Here is a 25,545-nt window from a genome sequence, read left to right as displayed (position 1 = left end):
CCAGTATGGGGTTGCCACACAACTTTCGTACGCCTCACATAGCCACCGCCTATGTGAGGCGTTCAAAACCTCTGTGGTGACGTCGGCGACGCGGCGCAGAGGCACATCCTGGTTGCCGCAGGTTCAGAAGTAGGACAGCACCTCGGCATCGAACTCGTCGCTGTCCGGCACTTCGGTCGGCGGCCGATAGCCCGAATCCCGCACGTGGAACAGGAACTCCTCCGGAAAGTTGAATCGGTAGGTCGCCAAGTAGTGGATCGAATCCACCCGCCAAATCCACCGCCCATCCGAGATCAACGACGGCCCACCCGGGATCACCGTACTGTCGTCCAACAGATCGGTGACATCCTCCAGCACATCGAAAACCGGTGGGGCAGAACGCATGTACTCCAGGATCGCCTGCCGATCCGTCAGCGGCTGCGTCGCCTGAGCCTCCCGCAGCGACGGCAACCCCTCCTTCGGACTCCGATACATCTCCCGGTAGATCCCGACGGTGTTCAGGATGGGCATACGTCCCCCTTGTGTGCTGGTTTCGGTTCGCGGAGCCGACGCGGCGGTCCTGCGGCGTGAGGCTACCGACCTCGGAATTCCTGGTTCGGTGGGCTACCGAGCGATATATTCTGCCCACTCGGGGAGAGTCTCTCCTCGCTCGGAGATTCGATCCAGTGTCCGTCGGGCCTGATCGATCTTCGGGCGCATCGCATAGATCCATCCAGTGACACTGCCCCACTCTTCTCGGGCCGTCTGATTCTCGATCAACCATCGCACGGGCGGATCATCGAGTTGTAGGTCGGCACCGTCGATGATGTGATAGTCGGACCCCGGAAAGGCTGTGAGTACGAGCAAGTTTTCCGGATTCTGCAGGTCGTGGTCTATTTGACGGAGGGCGTTGAGGACCTGCTGTTTGGTATCGGCGCCAACCGCCTCTACTCCGAATTCGTAGCCATCGAGCCAGAGTCCATGTCGGATGCCGATCAGTTCGAGAATCCTTCGAACTGCGGCCGGAACCTGTGGGACACTTTGTCGTTCGGCAAAGTCGTCTATCTGGGTGTCGGTAGCCCCGGACACTGAGGTGCGCAGCAGTCCATCGGCGAATACTTCTGCAAAAATGTCGTCGATCCGTTGCCGTGGATCGTCGGATGGTCCGGTTCGCCCGGTCCGCGGTTCTATGAAATCTGCCCAAAAAGGCCGGCTGCGGTTGCCCTCTTCATATATTTCCAACTTTTCGCGATAGTTCTCGATGATCGGCTCCATGTCCTCGAGCCAAGCCGAAGTGCTGTTCCATCGTCGTGTCGAAACCTTCTCGACAACTTCCCAGACCGGCGGGTCATCTGCCTCGAGATCGGCGCCATCGATCAGGTGGTATGCGTACGCTTGGTGTGCCGTCAGAACCAGCGCGCCGTCTGGATTGCGTATATCGTGCTGCAGCCCATCCAGGGAAGCGACCGCATGTTCCTTCGTCGCAGCAGCGATCCCGCTCCGTGTACCGAATTCTGTACCGATGAACCACAGACCCGGTACGGCTCCGATCCACAGGAGGATCTCGCGGACTGCGGCGGGGATGGTGGAGACGCCCTGTTCAGCCGCATAACGATCGATGTCGTCCTCTGTTGCGCCGACCATGGAGTCTCGGCGCAACCCGTTCTGGATGACGCTCTCGAAGATCGAACGGATCCGCTCTGGTGCTCGCTCGTGGGCCGTCCTATTCAATGATTTGTACGCCGAGTTTCCGCAGGAGTTTACGACAGGCTTCGCATGGCGGAATCGTCTGTCCATGATTGGGATTATCCGGTTCGCGAATTGCTCGGGACGTGATGACAGCGCCTTCGAAGTGTGGAATGGCCTGATCCAGAGTAGTGCTCGCTCCGTCTGATCTTTCTGCATCCAGTCTCCATAACTGATCGGATACAAGTGCTGCCTCGGCGCACCGGCCACTGAAACGCGATTGCTCCCCTGGAGGTAGTGAGTGGATGAAGTCCGATATGGCGGGATGAAGATTCGCCTGTCCCGGTCCGATCAGACTCGTGTGGCTCAGGATCTTTCCGTCGATCAGTAGGGAGGAGGCGACCGCAGGAAACTCATCGGGCATCTAGTCGTTCCCCTCTTGGATGTAGAAGTCTTCGGCATCTGGTTCCTGGATCGTCCCCATGAACCGGCTCAGCATGTCCATGACATTCTCACCCATATAATAGGCGCCTGTGTGATGGAGCTGGAAGTATCGATCGCTCTCGTCTGCCAGGAGAATCCCATACTCGGACGCCTCATAGCCGACGGGGAACAATCTGAAACCCAGGTTCTGTGCTAATTTGTTGATTTGTTCGGCGTCACCTTTGTATCGGGCGGTTGGATCGAATATCAGGGCGCAACCATCGGTGCGAGGATGATTGATCCGAAGTAGACCGAAGTTATGTATGGTTCGTATTGCGGGCTCGATCGGTACCAGTGGAAAACCTTGTTCTATAGAATCCTCCACCCGTATTTTTATCAGATAGTCCGCCTCCGTGCCGATATCGCGTTCCGGGAACCATCCGCTTTCACCGAGCCGGTCCAAGACCTCTTGCTCGGTCGCCTTTTCTGGCATGTCGCAGTTTTCCTTTCGTATGGTTCACGGGTGCGGGGTAATACCAAGACTGGGGAGGATTTTACTGCAGGTCCGGCAAGGGGGTATGGGGTCGCCATCGCGGACCAAAACCTCCCCTTCCTTGCTGATGACATCGCCGATCTGTCTGGTATGCATGACCCCGCCTTCCAGTGCGTTCCTCGCATCTTCGACGGTTTTTATGGTGGTCCCGGTGGGATCGACTCGGCGCAATCGGTCACTGATCAGAGAGATTTCAGCACATTTTCCATGGCCTAGTCCTACCTTTTCTCCCTCGGCCGCCACTTCGTCCCGAGCTGCATCGAGTATCTGCCCCAGAACTGGGTGAGTTTCCGGAAACTTTTGGTTGTGCATCTTCACGGTACTCGTATGTGAGGTCAGCACATCGTCATGGAGGAAAGTGCCGGCGCAGCCGCTATCCCGTCGATGTTGGCCGCGGGGAACATTTTCCCCCGGGCCGGCCTTTGGGGCGGACTGGGCTTCATCGGCGAGAGTGGCCGATTCCTGCTGTAGCAACTCGAGCTGCTCTTCGCGCGTCAAGCCCGACACGTCCAGCGCAGGTCGCCGGTAGTGCTTCATGACGCCTGCGCTTTGGCCATGCCAACTGGGCTGTGGATCGAGTGGGGTACCCGGAGCAGATGGCGGCTGCTGATCGTCGCCCATGTAGTCGACGGGTTCGTCGGGGGCAGGTGGGGTGGAGGGGGTGGTTGGGGTGTGGGTTGTGGGGGCGGGGGTGTGGCCTTCGGGGGCGGTTGGGTGGTGGGTGGTCCAGGTGCCGTTGTTGCGGATGTGGGCGGGGGAGTTGGGTTTGTTGGGGGTGCCTACGGCGTCGGAAGGGGTGTGGACGGGGGCGCCGAGTTCGTTGGCTATGTGGCGGGCCAGGGCGGGGTTGTTGGCGGTGTTGCAGGCGATGAGGCGGATGGGGGTGCCGGGTTTGTAGTTGGGGTTGCTGCGGATGGCGTCGACGATTTGGTCGGGGGTGAGGTTGTTGAGGGGGGTGCCGTTTTGGTCGGCGTGGAAGATGACGTCGAAGTCGCCTTCGTTGCGGAGGTTGTTTTGGACTCGGCGGGTGGCGGGGTCGTCGCCGAGGGCGGTGCTGGTGGGGGTGTGAGTGACCGGTGGGGTGGTGGAGTCCGGGGGCGTGGGGTTGTCCGGTGTGGTTGTGTTCGTGGGGGATTGAGGGTTGCTCGGGGTGTTGGTGAGCGGTGTTGTCTGGTGGTCTGTGGGGTTGGTTTGCGCAGGCCCAGGGGTGGTTGGGGGAGTTTGTGATTGGGGTGGGGTGGGTGTGGGGTCGGTGGGGAAGCCCGCTGGGGTGGTGGCCCAGGGGTTGGAGTTGGGGTTGTATTCGTGCTGTTGGAACCGGCTTTGCCATTCCTCGAAGCTGCGTCGGTTCGGGTTCTGCGTTTTGTCTTGGGGCGCAGGGTTTTTGGTGTGGTAGCCCGGATCTGGCTGAGTGGGGCGGGGCTCCGGCCGGGTTGGCTGATCGGAGAATGGCTGCCGTGGTTCGGGGCGGGTCGGCTGGTTCGGGGTGGGAGTGCGGTGCTCCGGCCGGACGGACGCGCGGTCGTCGGGGCGGCCGGGTGCAGGAATTCGGTTATCCGGGCGTTTCTGGTCGCCGGGTGTGGTGGGCCGGTTGTCGACGCTGTTAGACGGGTCGCCGGTAGCAGGCGGCGGTGCGGTCGCCGGGGCGGATTGTGCTGTCCTGCTACTGGATTGGGCATCCCCGGAGAACGGGCTTTGCGCTGTGGGGGACGTCGCCGGTGTGGTCGTCGGGTCGTTGGCCGACGGGGAGTTCAGAACTCGAACGTCCCGGTCTCCGGCCAGGCTCCCGTCTGGCTGCGGGCTTGAGCCCAGCCCGCGGCCTCCCGGCAAGTCACGTGGATCGCCTCGGTGTTCGTGTAGTAGTGGTGATTGCGCTTGTTGATCGTCAGTTGATGGTCGATCGGCGGCTGGGACGGCCGGGTCAGCGACTCCGCCTGTACTCGGTACTCGATCTCGGCCGCTGTCTCCCAGTTCCGTTCGAGATGGACCCGCCAGGTCGGCGGGTACACCTGAATGCCCGGTATCGGTTGTCCCGCCTGTATCGCCGCCTCGTACTCCTGGCCGATCAGCCTCGGGGGAAGGCTCCGATGTTCTGTCACCACTCCGGTCTGTTTGTTGACCACGTAATTCCCCAGGCCCAGTCCCTGGCCGCTCTCGATCTCCTCCTGGTTCAGGACCGGTCGGCATACCCAACCGTGTTCGGTCTCCAGAATCCGGAACTCCCGATTCGGACCGAGGATCACCGCCAGGTACTCCAGCACTTGGGTTTTGGTTCGGAACCGATCCGGCATTGTTTCCTACTCCTTGATCAGGGGGTATCGGAATGGACCAGAGGCCGCATGAATCGTCGACCATCCAGTCGGGCGGCGTGTTGGAGGTCGACCCGGATTGCGGATCCCACCACACCGGCCCGGATGCGCCGGGCGGGTAGACGATGACCGTTGCGTGGGACCCGTCGACGACCGGGTTGCCTTTGTCGTCGTACTTGGGTTTGTCATTGGCGTCTCGAGCGTGCCATTCGTTGACGACGAGTGCTGACGAACCGGGGCCGAGGGAAGCGATCAAATTGTGCAACTCGGCGAACTGAGCCGACATCGGCTTGTTGCCTGCGGAGTGGTCGACCCACGGGTGGTTCAGCCACGCACCCGCGCGTTCGATTCCGCCGCGCTCGCCGCTTCGCGTGTCGAGACTGCCGTCGGGTAGTCGGTCAGCGTGTCGCGGCGCTGATACCTGCGGGTCGCCATAGAACGACGACAGCGCGGAGAGCGAACAGTCGAGGCAGTTGTTGCTGCGGCCCGGAACAAGCGGTCCGCCGTCGTTGACCAGTCGCCCGTACGGATGGGTGCGCGGGTCCGCGCCGACGGTGAACTCGTTGCCGTTGCGGAGTGAGTCTTCGACATCCCGCTGGTAGGCGGGGTTTTCGACGGGGGAGAGTCGACGCGGTCCTTCGATTCGTGTATCCGACGGATTGTCGAAACGGGTGTCGGTGTTGGCGGCGGCGATGTCGTTGCTGAGTTGGCGGAGGTCGTCGGGGGTGAAGCTGGGGTCGCCGTTGGCGGGGGCCGGCATCAGGCCGAGGTGCATGCGGAGGTTGTCGGCGAGGGTGGTGGGGGTGTCGCCTGGGGACCAGTTGTCGCGGCCCTCGCCAATGGGGGTGGCGTTGATGTCGAGGTGGGCGTTCGTGGGGTCGTCGGTGAAGACGACGTCGACGAGGACGCGGTCGCCGCTGAGCAGGCTCGGGGCCGAATTGAAGGCAGCGTCGGTGGCGTGCTCGGTGTTGGCTTGGAGGCGGCGGAGGTCGTCGGGGGAGATGCCCGCGGTGGGGGAGACGTGGACGCGGATCGTCAGGATCGAGACGTACTCGCCCGATGGGAGCCGGTGCCGGCGGACTTCGTAATCGGGTCTGCCGAGGCCCGCGTGGATGCCACGTGCTTGGACGGAAGTTGTTCCGCCCACAGGGGTTTGGGTGCGATAGAACTCGCGGGCCGAGCGGGCCTGGTCGATCTGACGCTGTTGCGGGGACGTCGGGTTTTGCGGTCGGTTCGGGGGGCCCGGTTGCGTGTTGGGGTTCTGTGCGGTCCGAACGGGGCCGGGGGGCTGCTGATTGGTGCGGGGGTCTGCGTTTTGGGGCGTGGTGTGGGGAGGCTGGGGTGCGGGCCGGTGGGGTGTGTTGCGTGGGTCGGCGTTCTGTGGGGTGGTGCGTTGTGGCTGTGGTCCCGGGCGGTGCGGTGCGTGGCGCAGGTCGACGTTCTGTGGAGTCGTGCGGTGTGGTGGTGGTGCGGGGTGGTGTGGGGTGTTGCGCGGGTCGGCGTTATGTGGCGTGGTGCGGGGAGGCTGGGGTGCTGGCCGGTCCGGTGTGTTGTGCGGGTTGGCGTACCGGGGAGTCGTGCGGGGAGGCTGCGGACCGGGGCGGTGGGGTGTGTTGTGTGGGTTGGGGTTCTGCGGGGTCGCGCGGGTGTGCGGCTGACCGTGTTGCGGGGGAGATGATTCCGGTGCGCGGACGTTGGGGAGGGGTGTCTGTGGGCGGCCCGGATCAGCAGGCGTGCTTGTCGGTGTCGTCGCGTTGGGCTGCGGCTGGACCGGGTAGGCGCTGTTGCCGGGATGTGTTGGGGTGTTGGAGGTCTGGTCGGTCGACGTGGTGTTGGTCGTGGTGTCCGTGCCGCTCGAGTTGTTCTGGAGTTGCTCGCGTTCGGCGCGGATTTCGGCTTCGGTGGGCTGGTAGCGGCCGATGTGCGGGTTGTATTGGCCCGCGTAGAACGGGTCGCGGGGGATGGGGCGGCCGTCGTTGTAGTGGGCGATGTATTTGTGAGTCGTGGGGTCGAAGCCGGGGCGGTTGGCGGGGCCAAGCGGGTTCGGTTTCTGTTGCGGGGGAGTCGAATTCGTGGGGGCTTCGGTGGACGGACGGGGCTGTGTCGGGTGGCCGGGGTCGGCCTGACGGTTGGGGATGTCCGGGCGCGCAGTGGTTGCGGGCTGGGTGTTTGTGGGCGTGTCCGGGCGCGGAGGCTGGGCGTCGGTGGGTGTGCTCGGTGCGGCCTGAGCAGTGCTGTTCGGGGTGGTTCCGGGCTGGCCGGTCGTCGGCGTGCCCGCCGGTGTGGACGCGGGCGCTTCGGTGCGCTGGCTCGGTGCGGACCGATCCGCGGCGTTCGGGGTGGTTCCGGTCGGATGGGCGGCGTTCGTGGGGGTTGCCGGAGTGCCGGGGGTTCGCGTGTCTGCCGGAGATGTGTTGGGGGACGCGGGGTTTGGTGAGGTGCCGGGGCGTTGGGTCGGCTGGCTTTGCGGGTTGGTGTTCAGGGTGGGCGCCGCCGGTTGGTTCGAGGTGGTTCCGGGTTGGGCGGTGGTCGGCGTGCTCGGCGCGGTGGCGGCGGGTGTGCTGTCGCCCGGACGTGGGGTTTCGATGGGAGTGGACGCTGGGAACGCGGGTGCCGGTGGGGTGGCGGTCGCCGTTGCGGAGGCGGTGCTGGTGTCCGTAGATACGGGGCTGGGCGGATTCGGCGTGGTCGGGCTCATTGGGGTGGGCTCGGTGGGGTTCGGCGTGGTGGGTGCGGAGGGGGCGGGGGTGCCGGTGGTCGTTGGCGCAGGGGTGGTCGGAGCACTCGAAGTGGGAGCGCCGGTGGTGCCCGGAGGAGTGGCAGTCGTGTTGTCCGGGTTCGATGCGGTCGGGGTGGACGGTGTCGTTGCGGGGTTCGACGGCGTCGTGGCTACTGAAGTCGACGGTGTAGACGGACCGCCGTTCGCTGGAGTCGACGGTGTAGACGGGGTGCGGTCGTCTGTCGTGCGGGACGGTTCTTGGGGAGGAGTCGTTCCTGGAACACCTGAGGTCGGGGTGGTGGGGTTGCTCGGTGCGGACGGCGTGGTCGGTTGGGTGGGGACCGAACCGGCCGGAGTGCTCGAGGTGGGGTTGTTCTCCCGGCCGGACTGGTCGGAGGTGTCCGGAGCGGGGTGTTGCGTGGATGGGTCGCTGCCGGTCGAGGGATCGGTTGTCGTGCCCGTGGGGCTTGGGGTGGTCGGTGGCGAATTGGGGTGCTGAGGCTGGGTCGGGTTGGTGCTCGACGGCTGGTCCGGCTGAGTGTCCTGGCCGGGCGGGGTCGACTGGCCCGTTGGCGGCTGCGCGGGATTGCCCGACTGTCCCGACGGCTGCGCCTGCTGGCCGGAGGGTTGGTCTGCGGGTAGGGACGGCTGGCCGGCCGACGGGGTCTGCTGGCCGGTCGGCTGCTCCGACTGTTGGCCGGAAGGCGCGGTGGGCTGCTCCGACGGCTGCGTCTGCTGACTCGAAGGCCGACTCGTCTGGTCCGACGGCTGGCTCTGTTGCCCCGACGGCTGGCTCTGTTGCCCCGACGGCTGGCTCTGTTGCCCCGACGGCTGGCTCGACTGATCTGACGACTGCGGCTGGCCGGAGGACTGTGGCTGTTGCTCGGTCGACCGGTTCTCTGGCTGCGTCTGTTGGCCTGCGGGTTGGTCCGACGACTGCGTCTGTTGGCCCGACGGCTGACTCGGTTGATCCGGCGGTGCCGGTTGGCCGGACGGCTGCGTGGACTGGTCCGGCGACGGGTTCTGTTGACCGGTCGGCTGGGTCGGTTGCTCTGACGGCTGGTTCTGCTGGCCCGTCGATGGCTGGGTTGGCTGATCAGACGACTGTGACTGCTGCCCGGATGGCTGACTCGGTTGATCCGGCGGTGCCGGTTGGCCGGACGGCTGCGTGGACTGGTCCGGCGACGGGTTCTGTTGACCGGTCGGCTGGGTCGGTTGCTCCGACGGCTGGTTCTGCTGGCCCGCCGATGGCTGACTCGACTGATCAGACGACTGCGACTGCTGCCCCGACGGCTGAGTCGACTGCTGCTGCGAGGGCTGCGACTGCTGATTCCCCGGGGGCTGGGCCTGCTGACCAGTGTCGTTCTGTGTCCCCGACGGCTGCGTCCGCCCCGGATCCTGCTGATTCTGCCCCGGACCGTCCTGCTGACCCTCATCCTGACTCTGCCCAGGCTCCCCATCCCCGGACCCATCACCATCCTGGCCCTGATCCCCGGAACCCTCCGCACCCCCACGATCCCCCGCCGACTCGATCCCCGACTGCACACCCCCCGCCAACGACGAAGTCAACGTCTCCGTCGTCAACACCTCCCCCAAATCGAACGGCTTGTCGTTCAACGCCGCATCCGTCGCCGCCGCCGCGACCTCCCCCGCCAACCCCGTCAACGTCTCCTTCCCCGCCTCCTTCAACCCCTCCGAAAGCGGACTCCCACCCCGCCCCGGACCACCCGACCCACCCAACAACCCCTCCGTCGCCCCCGCCACCCCCGCGGTCAACAACGTCTTGCCCGACTCGACCCACTCCTCCTTCGACAACGGATCCCGCCGATCCGCCGCCACCTGCGCCAACTTCAACCCCACATCCAGGAAGGCCTCCTCCAACACCGCCTCCCACGCCCCACGCAACGCCGCCCGCCCCGCCGCCTTCGCCGCCGCCTTCGAGATGATCCGCTTCACCAACTGCTTGATCGCCACCCGGATCGCCACCTGCGTCGCCGCCCGCGCCGCCGCACCCGCCGCCGCCCCCGCCGGCGCACCCACCCCCGTCGCCATCGCCGCCAACGCCGCAGCCATCTCCACCGCGAAAATCACCAACGACGCGATGATCACCAACTTGGTGTGCTCGATATCAGCAGCACCATCCCCGATCTGATCAGCCAACGTCTCCACGTGCTTGATCAGCCCATCGAACGCCCCCGCACCCCCACCCAACTTCTCCCAATGCGACGTCAACGCCGCCCCGGTCTCACCATCCAACGCCGAGATCGCGGCCTTCACCACATGCGTCGCCTCGGAATCCAACCCCCGCAACGTCTCCGCCAAACCCGACCACGCCGACTCCACCCGACGCATCGCGGTCTCATCACCCTCGGGCCAATCCCCAGCCCCCACAACATATTTCGCAGCCCACTGCAACGGCTCCGGAATCTCGATGCCCACGCCCGACCCCTCCGCTACTCCGCCCCAACCGTGCTGGGCATAGAACATACCGACAACCCACTAGACGTTGCCGAGCTCGCATCGGTTCCACCCACACCCACGAAAAGTGGACGCCGGACGTGTCCGTGCGGGTGGCGAAGCTGAAGCGGACTGGGCGGCATGGTATGTCCAGATCGCGCCTGGGAAGACCCTCCGGCGGATCGGGTCTCGGCGTGGGAGCATCATGGACCGACCTAGCCCGGTCCGACGCAGTGAGCGACATCGCTGTGAGAACCGCTACACCGGATTCAGCAAACTCCACCCGAACGCCCTGCCAGCGGTGATGTTCCGACGCTATGGATCTTGGTTGGTCGGTGCGGGTAGGCGCGGGTAGATTGTTCCGGTGATCTGCGAGAAACGTCCCGGCTCGGCCGGTCGGTGGGTAGTGGGCGCGGTCGGCCCCATGTAACAAGATCGGCCCACTGGACAGATAGTGCCAGTGAACTTTTTTGCCTGATTGAGTATGAGAACTGAACCCGGGGAACGCAGGCGCCACGCTGTGAAAGGTGTGCGCCCTGTCCGGGTGTCGTCGGGGAGCGCTTGCGTGGTGTTCCGGAAGCGAGGTTACGGTTGGACCGGCTGGATTTCGGCGGGAACGGCGAAGCTGGTGGCGAATTCTTCCCGCTGTCGCCCGCACAGCTGGGCATCTGGTATGCCCAGCACGTCGATCCGCAGGTGCCGATCAACATCGCGCAGTATGTCGACCTGCGCGGTGACCTCGACGTCGCCGCGCTGGAGCAGGCCAGCCGCGAGGCCGCGCTGGAGCTGGGTTCCGGCTTCCTGAAGGTCGTCGAGCGCGACGGTCAGCCGTTCCAGACCGTCGACCCGACGCAGGACTCCACGCTCGAATACGTCGACCTGCGCGACGCCGACGACCCGGAGGTCGCGGCCGCCGAGTGGATGCGCGCCGAGTACAGCCGTCCCCTCAACATCGTCGGCGATCGTCTGGTCCGCGCCGCCGCCCTGCGGCTGGAAGATGCCCGCTGGTTCTGGTACTCGCGCGCGCACCACATCGCCCTCGACGGCTTTGGCGCGATGACCTTCGTCACCAGGATCGCCGAGCGGTACACGGCCCTGGTGAACGGCGTCGAGCCTGCCCCGGCCAAGAACGCCGACCTGAAGTCGCTCTACGAGTCGGAGATCGCCTACCGCGACAGCTCCCGTTTCCAGTCGGACCGCGAGCACTGGGCCGAGCGGGTCGCGGGTCTGGAGGAGGGCTCCAGCCTGGCCGGTCGCTCCGCACCGCCCGCGCCGGTCAACGGGGTCTCCAGCGCCGCGCTCTCGCCGGAGCAGGACGCGCTGCTCGCCGAGGCCGTCGCCAAGCACGACAACTCGCCCGCGGGCCTGCTCATCGCCGGTTTCGCGACCTACCTCGCCCAGCTGACCGGCGCCGAGGACGTGATCCTCAGCCTGCCGGTGACCGCGCGCACCACCGCGACCATGCGCCGTTCCGGCGGCGTGGTCTCCAACATCGTGCCGCTGCGCCTGCGGGTCGGGCACGACACGACCGTCGCCGAGCTGCTGAAGTCGGTGCAGGTCGAGGTGTCCGGCGCGCTGCGGCACCAGCGCTACCGGCACGAGGACATCCGCCGCGATTCGGCGGGCGACGGCGTGGTCACCACGGAGTTCTTCGGCCCGTGGGTGAACGTCATGCTGTTCACCAGCGAGATGGCGCTCGGCCCGATGGCAGGCCAGATGCACGTGCTGTCCACCGGCAGCATCGATGACCTGGGCGTCAATTTCTATCAGTCGGGCACCCGCTCGCACATCGACTTCGAGACCAACCCGAACCTCTACACCGCCGACGAGGCCCGCGCCCACCACGGCCGGTTCCTGGAGTTCTTCGACCGGTTCCTGGCCGCCGACGCCCAGGCGCGGGTGTGGGAGCTGCCGGTCACCACCGAAGCCGAGCGGGAAACCACGCTGGTGGAGTGGAACGACGCCGAACAGGACGTTCCCGAGACCACCTTGGCGGCGTTGCTCGACGCCCAGATCCCGCTGACCCCGGACAACATCGCCCTCGATTTCGAGGGCGAAACGCTGACCTACGCCGAGTTCGGCGCGCGGGTCAACCGGCTGGCGCGGTTCCTCATCGCCGACGGCGTCGGCCCGGAGTCGCTGGTCGCGCTGGGTATGCGACGTTCGCTGGAGCTGGTCATCGGCATGCACGCGGTGCTCAAGGCCGGTGGCGCGTACGTGCCGATCGATCCGGACCATCCGGCCGATCGCACCGCCTACATCCTCGAATCCGCCGATCCGGTGTGCGTGCTGACGCTCTCGCACGACGAGCTGGAACTGCCGGAGTCGGTGCGGCGAGTCGAGATCGACACCCTGGACGTGTCGCGGTTCTCCGACGCCCCGGTCACCGACGTCGACCGGCTCGCGCCGCTGCGCCCGGCCAACACCGCCTATGTCATCTACACCTCCGGTTCCACGGGTCGCCCGAAGGGCGTGGCGGTCACCCACCACGCCATCGTCAACCAGCAGCTGTGGATGCTCGACGAGTACCGGCTCACCGCCGACGACGTCTACTTGCAGAAGACGGCGACCACCTTCGACGTGTCGCTGTGGGGCTACTTCCTGCCGCTGATGGTCGGCGCGAAGCTCGTCGTCGCCGCACCGGACGGTCATCGCGATCCGCTGTATGTGGCGCAGATGATCCAGCGCCACGGTGTGACGGTCACCGACTTCGTGCCCTCGATGCTGACGGTGTTCGTCGCGCACGCCACCGCCGAGCAGTGCGCGACGCTGCGCGCGGTGTTCGTGATCGGCGAGGCGCTGCCGCCGGAGACCGCCGCGGGCTTCCGCGCGATCACCTCCGCGGGCCTGCACAACCTGTACGGACCCACCGAGGCCGCGGTCTCGGTGACCTACTGGGAGGCCACCGCCGCCGACACGGTGACGGTGCCGATCGGTATCCCGGAGTGGAATGTCGAAGTCTACGTGCTGGATTCGCGGCTGCGTCCGGCCGCGATCGGCGCCCCGGGTGAGCTGTACCTGGGTGGACGCCAGCTGGCTCGCGGTTACCGCGGCCGCCCGGATCTGACCTCGGATCGCTTCGTCGCCAACCCGTTCGGCACGAACGGCGAGCGCATGTACCGCACCGGTGACCTGGTGCGCTGGAGTCCCGCGGGCACGTTGGAGTACATCGGTCGTACCGATTTCCAGGTCAAGTTCCGCGGTCAGCGGATCGAGCTGGGTGAGATCGAGACCGTGACGCTGGCGCACCCGGCGGTGAGTCAGTCCGCGGTGCTCGTGGTCGACACCGCGACCGGTCAGCAGCTGGTGGCGTATGTGGTTCCCGCGCCGGGTCATTCGATCGATCCTGCGGAGCTGACGCGTTTCGCCTCCGAGCAGTTGCCCAGCTACATGGTCCCCGCGTCGGTCATGGTGTTGGAGGCGTTCCCGCTCAACACCTCCGGCAAGCTGGATCGAAAGGCGTTGCCGGAGCCGGTGTTCGCCGCGGACGCGGGCTATCGCGCGCCGCGCACGCAGGCCGAGCACATCGTGGCAGGCATCTTCGCCGATGTGCTGAGCCAGCAGCAGATCGGTATCGACGACAACTTCTTCGATCTGGGTGGCAACTCGCTGGTCGCGACCCAGGTGGTATCGCGGATCGGTGCGGCGTTCGGCATCCAGCTCGGGGTGCGGGCGCTGTTCGAGACGCCGACGGTGGCCGGTATCGCCGCGCGCGCGGAGACCGCAGGCCCGGGTGAGGGTGCGCGTCCGCCGCTGGTGGCGCAGCAGCTGCCCGCCCGTGTGCCATTGTCGTTGGCGCAGCAGCGAATGTGGTTCATCAACCAGTTCGATCCGACCGCGCCGACCTACAACCTGCCGTTCGTGGTGCGGTTGCGTGGCCATGTCGACATTCCGGCACTGAAGGCCGCCCTCAACGACGTGATGGCGCGGCAGGAATCGCTGCGCACGGTGTTCCCGGAGTCCGGCGACGGCGGCTATCAGCAGGTCGTGCCGGACGACGAGATCAACTTGGCGATCTCGGTGCAGGCCATCGACGAGTCCGAGTTGTCCGGTGTGCTCACCGAATTCGCCAGCGCGGGCTTCGATGTGGCGCGTGAACTGCCGATTCGGGTGCGGATCTACCAGGTCACCGGCGGGTCGACCAACGGAACACCCGATCACGCCGTCGCTTTCGTTGTGCATCACATCGCGGCCGACGGCTTCTCCTTCGGCCCGCTCTCGCGGGACGTGGCCACCGCGTACCTGGCGCGGGCCGCCGGTGAGGCGCCCGCCTGGTCGCCGCTGCCGGTGCAGTACCAGGACTACAGCATCTGGCAGCGCGAACTGCTCGGCTCCGAAGCCGATCCGGGTTCGATGGCCGCACGCGAGATCGCCTACTGGCGACGCCAGCTCGGCGGCCTGCCCGACCAGCTGGACCTGCCCACCGACCGGCCGCGTCCGCCGGTGCAGAGCTTCCGCGGCAGCACGGTGCGCTTCGACATCGACGCCGAATTGCACACCGCGCTCGCGGGTTTGGCGCGCGCGCAGGGCGTCAGCCTCTTCATGGTCGTGCACGCCTCGCTCGCGGTGCTGCTCGGTCGCCTGTCGGGCACCAGCGACATCGCCATCGGCACCCCGATCGCGGGCCGCGGCGAGCAGGCGCTCGACGACCTGATCGGCATGTTCGTCAACACGTTGGTGCTGCGCTCCGACGTGGACAGCGGTGCGTCGTTCGCCGACTTCCTCGCGCGCACAAGGGAAACCGACCTCGCGGCGTTCGCCTACGCCGACGTGCCGTTCGAGCGGCTCGTCGAGGTGCTCAACCCGACCCGCTCGCAGGCGCGGCACCCGCTGTTCCAGGTGATGCTCTCCTTCCAGGAGATGGCGCACGGCGCGCTCGAGCTACCGGGGCTTTCGGTGACCGCCACCGAGCTCGAGGTCGACATCGCCAAGTTCGACCTGCAGTGGACCATCACCGAGGAGCGCAGCGGCAACGGTGAGCCCGAGGGCATGACGGCGGCGGTGCAGTTCGCCACCGACATGTTCGACCCCGAGACGGTGACCTCGTTCACCGAGCGCTTCGTGCGCATCCTGCGCAGCGTCGTCGCCGACCCCGCGGTCGTGGTCGGTGACATCGACGTGCTGGCCGCCGACGAGCGGCTCGCCGTCTCGCGCGACTGGGTGTCCTCCGGCACTGACGGTGGCGCCGGCCGTTTCGCCGACCCCGAAACCACGTTGGTCGCGCTGTTCGATCAGGCGGTCGCCGCCTACCCCGAGCACGTCGCCGCGCGGTTCGGCGCGGAGTCGCTGACCTACGCCGAGCTGGACAAGCGCGCGAATGTGTTGGCGCGCAGGCTGATCGCCGACGGCGCTGGCCCCGAGTCGCTGGTCGCGGTGATCCTGCCGCGTTCGATCGAACTCGTCGTCGCGCTGCTCGCCGTGGTGAAGACCGGCGCCGGTTACGTGCCGGTGGACCCGACCTACCCGGCCGACCGTATCGCCTACGTGCTGTCGGATTCGCGTCCGGCCAGCGTCGTCATCGACTCCTCGGTGGACGTGGCCGTCCCGGACGAGCTGCCCACCGTGGTGCTGGACGAATTCGCCACCGCCGCACACGGTTTCGCCGATACGCCGATCACCGACGCGGACCGCTCCGCGCCGCTGAATCCCGACAACGTCGCCTACGTGATCTACACGTCGGGTTCGACGGGTCGTCCGAAGGGTGTGGCGGTCGCGCATCGGAATGTGGTGCGGCTGTTCGCGAATACCGATCGTGATTTCGGTTTCGGTCCGGATGATGTGTGGACGTTGTTCCACTCGTACGCGTTCGACTTCTCGGTGTGGGAACTGTGGGGTCCGCTGCTGTTCGGCGGCACGGTGGTCGTGGTCGACTACTTCACCTCGCGTTCCCCTGAGCAGTTCCTGGAACTGTTGCGAGACGAGCGCGTGACCGTGCTGAACCAGACGCCGTCGGCGTTCTACCAGCTCGCCGAGGCCGATCGCGCCGCGGGACCCGCCGCGCCGCCGCTGTCGCTGCGCTACGTGGTGTTCGGCGGTGAGGCCCTCGAGCTGCGTCGTCTATCGGATTGGGTTGCCCGCCATGGCGATTCCGCGCCGGTGCTGGTCAACATGTACGGCATCACCGAGACCACGGTGCACGTGTCGTACCGCGCGCTGGACGCGGCGACCATCGAGGCTGCCTCCGGCAGCATCGTCGGCCGCGCCATCTCCGGTCTGAGCGTCTACGTCCTCGACAACCGGCTCCAGCCGGTCCCGGTCGGCGTGGTCGGCGAAATGTACGTCGCCGGACCGCAACTCGCGCGCGGTTACCTCGGCCGCCCCGACCTCACCACGACCCGCTTCGTCGCCAACCCCCTCGCCGACGCCGACAGCGCGGGCTCGCGCCTGTACCGCTCCGGCGACCTCGCGCGTTGGAACCGCTTCGGCGAGCTCGAGTACCTGGGCCGCGCCGATGATCAGGTCAAGGTGCGCGGTTTCCGCATCGAGCTCGGCGAGATCGAAGCCGCCATCCTGGAACAGCCGGGCATCGCCCAGGCCGCGGTCATCGTGCGCGAGGACCAGCCCGGCGGCCAGCGCATCGTCGCCTACGTCGTCGCCGAGCCCGGTATCGAGCTCGACCTCGACGACGTCCGCCGCGCCGCCTCCGACCGGCTGCCCGCCTACATGGTGCCCTCGGCGTTCATGGCGCTCGACGCGATCCCGCTGACCGTCAACGGCAAGCTGGACCGCCGCGCGCTGCCCGCGCCGGTGTTCGAGGTGCGCGAATTCCGCGCTCCCGCAACGCCGATCGAGGAGATCGTCGCCCAGGTCTTCGCCGACGTGCTCGATCTGCCCCGGGTCGGCGTCGACGACGACTTCTTCGACCTCGGCGGAAACTCGCTGATCGCCACCCAGGTCGCCTCGCGCGTGGGTATCGCGCTGGACACCCGCGTCCCGGTGCGCATGCTGTTCGAGGCGCCCACCGTCGCCGCGCTCGCCGCCCGCGTGGAATCGCAGGCAGGCGACGGCGCGCGCAAGGCACTGGTCGCGCGCGAGCGGCCCGAAGAGGTGCCGCTGTCGCTCGCCCAGCAGCGCATGTGGTTCCTGAACCGCTTCGACACGTCCTCGGCGGTCAACAACATCCCGGTCGCCATCCGGCTCTCCGGTGAGCTGGACGTGGCCGCGCTGCAGGTCGCGGTCATCGACGTGATCGACAGGCACGAGTCGCTGCGCACCGTCTTCCCGGAGACCGGGAACGGCCCGGTACAGGTGGTCCTCGACGCGGCCCAGATCGTGCCGGACCTCACCCCGTACCGGGTGACCGAGGAGACCCTGCTCGAGCACCTGATCGACCTGGCAACCATGGCCTTCGACGTGACGAGCGAAGTCCCGCTGCACGCACGGCTTTTCGAGATCAGCGAGACCGAGTACGTGCTCGGCATGGTGGTGCACCACATCTCCGCCGACGGCTGGTCGATGGGTCCGCTGTCGCGCGACGTCATCGTCGCGTACGCGGCGCGCACCACATGGGAGGCGCCGACCTGGGCCGAATTGCCCGTCCAGTACGCCGATTACGCGCTCTGGCAGCGCGAGATCCTCGGTTCCGAGGACGACCCGAGTTCGCTGATCTCCAGCCAGATCAGCTACTGGACACGCGAACTCGCCGACTTGCCCGACGAGCTGGTGCTGCCGTCCGATCATCCGCGTCCCGCGGTCGCCTCCTACCAGGGCGGCACCTACGCGTTCGTGATCTCCGGCGAAACCCAGCGCGCCCTTGTCGAATTGGGCCGCCGCTACAACGCCTCGCTGTTCATGGTCATGCACAGCGCCCTCGCGGTGCTGCTCGCGCGGGCCAGCGGCACCTCCGACATCGCCATCGGCACGCCCGTCGCGGGCCGCGGTGAGGCCGCGCTCGACGACCTGATCGGCATGTTCGTCAACACCCTCGTGCTGCGCACCGAGGTGGACGGCGCGGGCACCTTCGCCGAGCTGCTCGACCGGGCAAGGGAAACCGACCTACAGGCGTTCGCGCATTCCGACGTGCCGTTCGAGCGGCTGGTCGAGGTGCTCAACCCCGCCCGCTCGCAGGCGCGGCACCCGCTGTTCCAGGTGATGCTGGCCTTCCAGAACACCAAGCAGGCCACCCTGCAGCTGCCCGGCCTCTCGGTCAACGGCATCGACTACGACGCCCGCCTCGCCAAGTTCGACCTGCAGCTGACCCTGCAGGAGACCCAGGACGAGCTGGGCGAGGCCGCAGGCATGTCGGCCGAATTCTCCTACGCCCTCGACCTTTTCGACGAGCCGACGGTGGCCGCCTTCGCGCGCCGCCTCGACCGCATCCTCGCGGCCGTCATCGCCGACCCGGACGTGCCGATCGGTGACATCGATCTGCTCGCGCCCGAGGAACACGCGCAGGTTCTCGTCGACTGGAACGACACCGACCGCGCGGTGCCCGCTGAGACGCTTGTCTCGCTGTTCGACGCGCAGGCGGCGGCAACCCCGGACGCCATGGCGCTGGTCTACGAGGACGAGCAGCTCACCTATCGCGAGCTCCAGGAGCGCGCCAACCGCATCGCCAGGGAACTGATCGCCTCCGGCGTCGGCCCGGAATCGCTGGTGGCGCTTGCCATGCGGCGTTCGACGGAGCTGGTCGTCGCCATGTACGCGGTGCTCCAGACGGGCGCGGCCTACGTGCCGCTCGACCCCGATCAGCCCGCCGACCGCATCGGCCACATCCTCGACACCGCGCGGCCAAGCCTGCTGCTGACCACTCGCCGCGACGGGTTCGTCTCCGAAGGCGCGGTCGCCGCGCGGTACGTCGAGGACCTGCCCACCTCCGCGCAGACCTCCGGAGCCCCGATCACCGACGCCGAGCGGGTGCGTCCGCTGCGGCCGGGCAACACCGCCTACGTCATCTTCACCTCCGGTTCGACCGGTCGGCCGAAGGGTGTGGCGGTCAGCCACGCCGCGATCGTGAACCGTCTGCTGTGGATGCAGCACGAGTACCCGATCGGCGCCGACGACGCCGTGCTACAGAAGACCCCCGCCACCTTCGACGTGTCGGTGTGGGAGTTCTTCTGGCCCTTGCAGACCGGCGCGCGCCTGGTCGTCGCGAAGCCGGACGGCCACCGCGATCCGGTGTACCTCGCGCAGATCATCGCCGAACAGGGCATCACCACGGCGCATTTCGTGCCGTCGATGCTTTCGGTGTTCGTCTCCACGCTTGGCAACGAGAACGGCGACGCCGCGAACGTGCCCGCCCCGCGCCTGCGTCAGGTGTTCGCCTCGGGTGAGGCGTTGCCCGCGCCGACCGCGCAGCGTCTGCGTGAGTTGACCGGTGCGCGCCTGCACAACCTGTACGGCCCGACCGAGGCCGCGGTCGATGTCACCTACCACGAGGTCGTTGACGCCGACGTGGTGTCGGTGCCGATCGGCCGTCCGGTGTGGAACACCAAGGTGTTCGTGCTGGATTCGCGTCTGCACCCGGTCGCGCCGGGTGTCGCGGGTGAGCTGTATCTGGCGGGCGATCAGCTGGCGTTGGGCTACCTGGGCCGCAGCGACCTGACTTCCGATCGCTTCGTCGCCAACCCTTACGGTGCCGCTAGCTCGCGTATGTACCGCACGGGTGACCTCGTCGCCTGGACCAAGCATGGCGAGCTGGAGTACTTGGGCCGCACCGACTTCCAGGTGAAGTTGCGCGGTCTGCGTATCGAGCTGGGCGAGATCGAGGCGGCGCTGCTCGCGCAGCCGGGTGTCGCGCAGTCGGTGGTCGTGGTGCGCACGGATCCGCACGCCGGTGATCAGCTGGTGGGTTACGTTGTCGCCGAACCGGATTCCGTCGTCGACAGCACCGCGGTCAAGGCGGGCTTGGCCTCGACGCTGCCCGGGTACATGGTGCCGGCGGCGCTGGTCGTGCTCGACGCGTTCCCGCTCAACGCCAGCGGCAAGCTGGACCGCAAGGCGCTGCCCGCGCCGGTCTTCGAGGCCAAGAGCTTCCGCGCGCCGTCCACCCCGATCGAGGAGATCGTCGCGGACATCTTCGCCGACCTGCTCGGCGTCGACCGGGTCGGCGTGGACGACGACTTCTTCGAGCTCGGCGGCAACTCGCTGGTCGCGACCCAGGTCGCGGCCCGGCTGAGCAAGGCGCTGGACGCCGAGGTCGGCGTGCGCACGCTGTTCGAGGCGCCGACGGTCGCGGCGCTGGCCGCCCGCGTCGAATCGCACGCGGGCACCGGTGTGCGCCAAGCGCTCAGCGCGCGCACCCGTCCCGAGCACCCGCCGCTTTCCCTTGCGCAGCAGCGGATGTGGTTCCTCAACCGCTTCGATCTCGGCACCGAGCCGGGCGCGGCGGCGGGCACCTACAACATCCCGGCCGCCGTCCGGCTGCGCGGTCTGCTGGATCTGAGCGCGCTGCGCGGCGCGCTCGGCGACGTGATCGCGCGGCACGAGTCGCTGCGCACCGTGTTCCCGTCGCACGAGGGCGTCCCGTACCAGCGGGTGCTTCCGTCCATCCGGGCCATCCCGGAGCTGGACCTCGTCGAGGTCGACGAGACCGAGATGTACGGCGCGCTCTACGAATTCGTCAACCGCGGCTTCGACGTCACCGCCGAGCCGCCGGTGCGGCTTCGCATCTACGAACTGGGCGAACGCGATTACGTGCTCGCGGTCGTCGTGCACCACATCGCCGCCGACGGCTTCTCCATGCGGCCGCTGGTGCGCGACCTGATGACCGCCTACGTGGCGCGCACCTCGAACTCCGAGCCCGGCTGGCCGCCGCTGGCCGTCCAGTACGTCGATTTCGCGCTCTGGCAGCGCGAAACCCTCGGCGACGAGGACGATCCCACCTCGCTCATCTCCGAGCAGCTCGACTACTGGCGTACGGCGCTCGCCGACCTGCCCGACGAACTGCGCCTGCCGGGCAAGCCGCGCCCGACCGTCGCCTCGTATCAGGCGGGCACGCACCGCTTCCGGGTGCCCGGAGAGCTGATCGACGAGCTGAACCGGGTCGCGCACGGGCACGGCACCACGCTGTTCATGGTGGTGCACAGCGCCTTCGCGACGCTGCTCGCGCGCCTTTCCGGCGCCGACGACATCGCGATCGGCATCCCGGTGGCCGGCCGCGGCGAGCAGGCGCTCGACGACCTCGTCGGCATGTTCGTCAACACCCTGGTGCTGCGCACCCAGATCGACACCGCAGCCTCGTTCGCCGACCTGCTCGCCCAGGTCCGCGAGCGCGACCTGCAGGCGTTCGCGCACGCGGACGTGCCGTTCGAGCGGCTGGTCGAGGTGCTCAACCCGGCCCGTTCGCAGGCGCGGCACCCGCTGTTCCAGGTGATGCTCTCGTTCCAGAACATGGGCCGCACGTCGCTGGAGCTGCCCGGCCTGACCGTGTCCGAACTGGGCATCGATCAGCCGACGGCCAAGTTCGACATGCAGCTCACGCTGAGCGAGGTGCCGGACGGCGAGTCCGAGATGGACGCCGAACTCGTCTACGCCACCGACCTTTTCGACGCCGCCTTCGCCGACACCTTCGGCGCCCGCTTCCTGCGCGTGCTGCGCGGGATCGCCGCTGCGCCGTCCACCGTGATCGGCGACATCGAACTGCTCGACGACGCCGAGCGCGCGCTGGTGCTGCGGCAGTGGAACGACACCGAATTCGCGGTGGACGCGGCGCTGGCCTCGCCGGTGGGCGACGACGCGGCGACGCTGGTCGCGCTGTTCGAGGCGCAGGTCGCGCGCACGCCGGACGCGACGGCGCTGACCTTCGAGGGGACGAGTCTGTCCTACGCCGAGTTCGCGAGCCGGGTGCACCGCCTGGCGCGCTGGCTCAAGCAGAACGGCGTCGGCCCGGAATCGTATGTGGCCCTTGGCATGCGCCGTTCGCTCGACCTGCTTGTCGGCATGTACGCGGTGTCCGCGGCCGGTGGCGCGTACGTGCCGCTGGACCCGGACAACCCGACCGAGCGCATCGAGCACATCCTCGACACCGCCCGCCCCGTCTGCGTGCTGACCTCCGGCTCGGACCTCGGCGTCGCGCTCGCGCGCCAGGTGCGCATCGATGAGCTGGACCTGTCGGCCTACTCCGACGAGCCGCTCACCGACGCGGACCGGCACCGCCCGCTGCGCACCGGCAACACCGCGTACGTGATCTTCACGTCGGGTTCCACCGGTCGCCCGAAGGGTGTCGCTGTCTCGCACGCCGCGATCATCAACCGCCTGGTGTGGGGCCACGCGCAGTACGGCTTGGCCGCCGACGACGTGGTGTTGCAGAAGACCCCGGCCACCTTCGACGTGTCGGTGTGGGAGTTCTTCTGGCCCTTGCAGGTCGGTGCCCGCTTGGTGATCGCCAAGCCGGACGGCCACCGCGACCCGGCCTACCTCGCCCAGCTGATCATCGACGAGCAGATCACCACGGCGCACTTCGTGCCGTCGATGATGTCGCTGTTCGTCGTCGAGCCGCGCGCGGCCGAATGCACCGGCCTGCGCAACGTTTTCGCCTCCGGTGAAGGCCTGCCCGCGGTCACCGCGCAGCGCCTTCGCGAGCTGACCGGCGCGCGCCTGCACAACCTGTACGGCCCCACCGAGGCCGGTGTCGAGGTGACCTTCCACGAGGTGACCGACGCCGACACCGTCACGGTGCCGATCGGCGCCCCGGTGTTCAACACCCAGGTGTACGTGCTGGATTCGCGCCTGCGGCCGGTCCCGGTCGGCGTGCCCGGTGAGCTGTACCTGGCCGGCGCGCAGCTGGCCTACGGCTACGTCACCCGTCCGGATCTGACCACCGAGCGCTTCGTCGCCGACCCGTTCCACGACGGTGTGCGCATGTACCGCACCGGCGACCTGGTGGCCTGGACCCCCGCCGGTGAGCTGGAGTACTTGGGCCGCACCGACTTCCAGGTGAAGCTGCGCGGTCTGCGCATCGAGCTCGGCGAGATCGAGGGCGCGCTGACCGCGCTGGACGAGGTCTCGCAGTCGGTCGTCGTGGTGCGCACCGACGAGCGCACCGGCGACCAGCTGGTCGCCTACCTCATCGCCAAGCCGGGCACGGCCATCGACATCGAGCGCGTCAAGTCCGCGCTCGCCACGCAGCTGCCCGCCTACATGGTGCCCGCGGCCTTCGTGGTGCTCGACGCGTTCCCGCTGAACACCTCGGGCAAGCTGGACCGCAAGGCGCTGCCGGAGCCGACGTTCGAGGCCAAGGTCTTCCAGGCGCCGGTCACCCCGGTGCAGCAGATCGTGGCCAGCGCGTTCGCCGACGTGCTCGGCATCGAACGCGTCGGCCTGGACGACGACTTCTTCGCGCTCGGCGGCAACTCGCTGGTCGCCACCCAGGTGGCGGCCAGGCTCGGCGAGGCGCTGGACACCCAGATCCCGCTGCGCACGCTGTTCGAGGCCTCCACCGTCGCCGCGCTGGCCGCCAAGGTGGAATCGGCCACCGGTACCGGCGCGAAGGCGCCGCTGGTCGCACAGGCACGGCCGGAGCTGGTTCCGCTCTCGCTCGCCCAGCAGCGGATGTGGTTCCTCAACCGCTTCGACAACCGCACCGCGGTGAACAACATCCCGGTCGCCATCCGGTTGACCGGCAGGCTCGACGCCGTCGCGCTGCAAGCCGCGATCCGCGACGTGATCGCCCGCCACGAGGCGCTGCGCACCATCTACCCGGAGGTGGAGGGCGAGGGCTATCAGCGCGTCCTGTCCGCCGACGAGGTGGGCTTCGACCTGAACACGGAGTGGGTGCCGAGCACCGAACTGCCCTCTCGCATCGTCGAACTCGCGAGCGTGCACTTCGACGTGACCAGCGAGATCCCGTTCCGCGCCGACCTGCTCACGATCGACGAGCGCAGCAACGTCGTTGTGCTCGTCATGCACCACATCAGTGCCGACGGCTTCTCGCTGCGTCCGCTGCTGCGCGACGTGGTGGTGGCCTACACCGAGCGCGCAGGCGGGGAAGCGCCCGGCTGGGCGCCGCTCGAGGTGCAGTACGCCGACTACGCGCTGTGGCAGCGCGAGGTCCTCGGTTCCGAGGACGACGCGGAGTCGGTGGCGGCCAAGCAGATCGCCTACTGGACCGAACAACTGCGCGACCTGCCCGATCAGATCGAATTGCCCGCGGATCGGCCGCGGCCGGAGATCGCGTCGAACGCCGGTGGGCTGCACGCGTTCTCGGTGGACGCCGAGCTGCACCGCGCGCTCGAGGACGTGGCGCGCGCGCACGGCGTGACGTTGTTCATGGTTGTCCACGCCGCCTTGGCGACGTGGGCGGCACGGTTGTCCAACAGCACCGATATCGCGATCGGCACGCCGATCGCGGGTCGTGGCGAGCGCGCGCTGGACGATCTGGTCGGCATGTTCGTCAACACGCTGGTGCTGCGCAACGAGATCGATCTGGGCGGGAAGTTCAGCGATCTGCTCGAGCAGGTGCGGCGTACGGATCTCGCGGCGTTCGCCAACGCCGACGTGCCGTTCGAGCGGCTGGTCGATGTGCTGAGCCCGGCGCGTTCGCAGGCGCACCATCCGCTGTTCCAGGTGGCGTTGACCTTCGAGGCGGCCTCGGCTGCCGACATGGGTACCGTCGCGCTGCCCGGCTTGGATCTGGATGTCGTCGAGTTCGACGCGGGCACCGCGAAATTCGACGTGCAGCTGACCGTTGGCGAGGCCCGCGACGGTGGGCTGGCGATGTCGTGGAACTACGCGAGCGAGTTGTTCGATCCGGAGACGGTCGCCTCGTTCGCCGATCGTCTGGTGCGCATCCTGCGCGGTGTGGCCGAGGACCCGTCGGTGGTCGTCGGTGACATCGATCTGCTGGGTGAGGCCGAGCGGCTGGACGTTTCGCAGCGTTGGGTGTCCGCGGGCGCTGATGCCGGTGTCGGCCGGTTCGCCGAGCCCGGCGTCACGCTGGTCGAGTTGTTCGATCAGATGGTCGCCGCGCATCCGCATCGGGTCGCCGCGCGGTTCGGCGCGGACTCGTTGAGCTACGCCGAGCTGGACAAGCGCGCGAATGTGTTGGCGCGCAGGCTCATCGCCGACGGGGCGGGTCCGGAGTCGCTGGTCGCGGTGATCCTGCCGCGCTCGTTGGATCTGGTCGTCGCGCTGCTCGCGGTGGTGAAGACCGGTGCGGGTTACGTGCCGGTGGACCCGACCTATCCGGCCGACCGTATCGCGTACGTGCTGTCGGATTCGCGTCCGACCAGCGTCGTCCTCGACTCCACGGTCGAGGTCGAGATCCCGGCGGGCCTGCCCTCGGTGGTGCTCGACGGGTTCGCGGTGGAAACCGGCAATGTGGTCGACGCCGACGACGCGCCGATCACCGACGCCGATCGCCGCGCCGCGCTGACACCGGACCATGTCGCCTACGTGATCTACACGTCGGGTTCGACGGGTCGTCCGAAGGGTGTGGCGGTCGCGCATCGGAATGTGGTGCGGCTGTTCGCGAATACCGA

General features: G+C 67.6%; 8 protein-coding genes and 1 pseudogene. 3 read left to right on the top strand and 6 right to left on the bottom strand.

The genetic code is table 11. The features are described 5' to 3' along the window. Positions 1–123 precede the first annotated feature (123 nt). From CRP45_RS12220 to CRP45_RS34945, 5 genes are all read right to left on the bottom strand, one after another. A complete protein-coding gene (locus tag CRP45_RS12220; protein WP_097245139.1) occupies positions 124–510 on the bottom strand; it encodes a hypothetical protein in 387 nt (128 codons plus the stop codon). A 93-nt stretch (positions 511–603) separates the two neighbouring features. Then, positions 604–1,776 carry an SMI1/KNR4 family protein gene (locus tag CRP45_RS12215; RefSeq protein WP_143861417.1) on the bottom strand — a complete coding sequence of 391 codons (1,173 nt, stop codon included), beginning with the start codon at positions 1,774–1,776 and terminating at the stop codon, positions 604–606. Continuing rightward, entirely contained in the window at positions 1,703–2,089 is a 387-nt protein-coding gene (locus CRP45_RS35280) for a YwqJ-related putative deaminase (RefSeq protein WP_097245137.1), read from the bottom strand. The genes CRP45_RS12215 and CRP45_RS35280 overlap by 74 nt, the downstream gene beginning before the upstream one ends. Beyond that, positions 2,090–2,581, bottom strand: coding sequence for an SUKH-3 domain-containing protein (locus CRP45_RS12205; protein ID WP_097245136.1), 492 nt, complete (start codon positions 2,579–2,581; stop codon positions 2,090–2,092). A 24-nt stretch (positions 2,582–2,605) separates the two neighbouring features. Continuing rightward, entirely contained in the window at positions 2,606–6,097 is a 3,492-nt protein-coding gene (locus CRP45_RS34945; RefSeq protein ID WP_143861416.1) for a toxin glutamine deamidase domain-containing protein, read from the bottom strand. A 1,084-nt stretch (positions 6,098–7,181) separates the two neighbouring features. Between CRP45_RS34945 and CRP45_RS12185 the strand changes: the two genes are divergently transcribed. Both CRP45_RS12185 and CRP45_RS33815 read left to right on the top strand, forming a co-directional pair. Further along, positions 7,182–8,168: a hypothetical protein gene (locus tag CRP45_RS12185; RefSeq protein WP_097245134.1), complete on the top strand. Its 987-nt coding sequence runs from the start codon at positions 7,182–7,184 to the stop codon at positions 8,166–8,168. A gap of 1,107 nt (positions 8,169–9,275) precedes the next feature. Next, positions 9,276–9,821, top strand: coding sequence for a hypothetical protein (locus tag CRP45_RS33815; protein ID WP_179830854.1), 546 nt, complete (start codon positions 9,276–9,278; stop codon positions 9,819–9,821). Here CRP45_RS33815 and CRP45_RS35390 read toward each other — a convergent pair. Further along, a pseudogene (locus CRP45_RS35390) lies at positions 9,719–10,156 on the bottom strand (WXG100-like domain-containing protein); the annotation flags it as partial. The gene CRP45_RS33815 and the pseudogene CRP45_RS35390 overlap by 103 nt on opposite strands. Before the next feature lie 561 nt (positions 10,157–10,717). Here CRP45_RS35390 and CRP45_RS34580 point away from each other — a divergent pair. Next, positions 10,718–25,545, top strand: a 14,828-nt coding sequence (locus CRP45_RS34580; protein WP_245910083.1) for a non-ribosomal peptide synthetase, incomplete at its 3' end; no start/stop codon positions are given.

This window comes from Nocardia amikacinitolerans (assembly GCF_900215415.1).
Lineage (GTDB): Bacteria > Actinomycetota > Actinomycetes > Mycobacteriales > Mycobacteriaceae > Nocardia > Nocardia amikacinitolerans.
The sequence above is the reverse complement of the archived record's forward strand: the minus strand, read 5'-3'. Positions and strand labels throughout refer to the sequence as shown.

Excerpts from the sequence above, each read along its gene's own strand:
- CRP45_RS35280 (WP_097245137.1), bottom strand. The coding sequence starts at position 2,089 with ATGCCCGATGAGTTTCCTGCGGTCGCCTCCTCCCTACTGATCGACGGA.
- CRP45_RS12205 (WP_097245136.1), bottom strand. The coding sequence starts at position 2,581 with ATGCCAGAAAAGGCGACCGAGCAAGAGGTCTTGGACCGGCTCGGTGAA.
- CRP45_RS12215 (WP_143861417.1), bottom strand. The coding sequence starts at position 1,776 with ATGGACAGACGATTCCGCCATGCGAAGCCTGTCGTAAACTCCTGCGGA.
- CRP45_RS12220 (WP_097245139.1), bottom strand. The coding sequence starts at position 510 with ATGCCCATCCTGAACACCGTCGGGATCTACCGGGAGATGTATCGGAGT.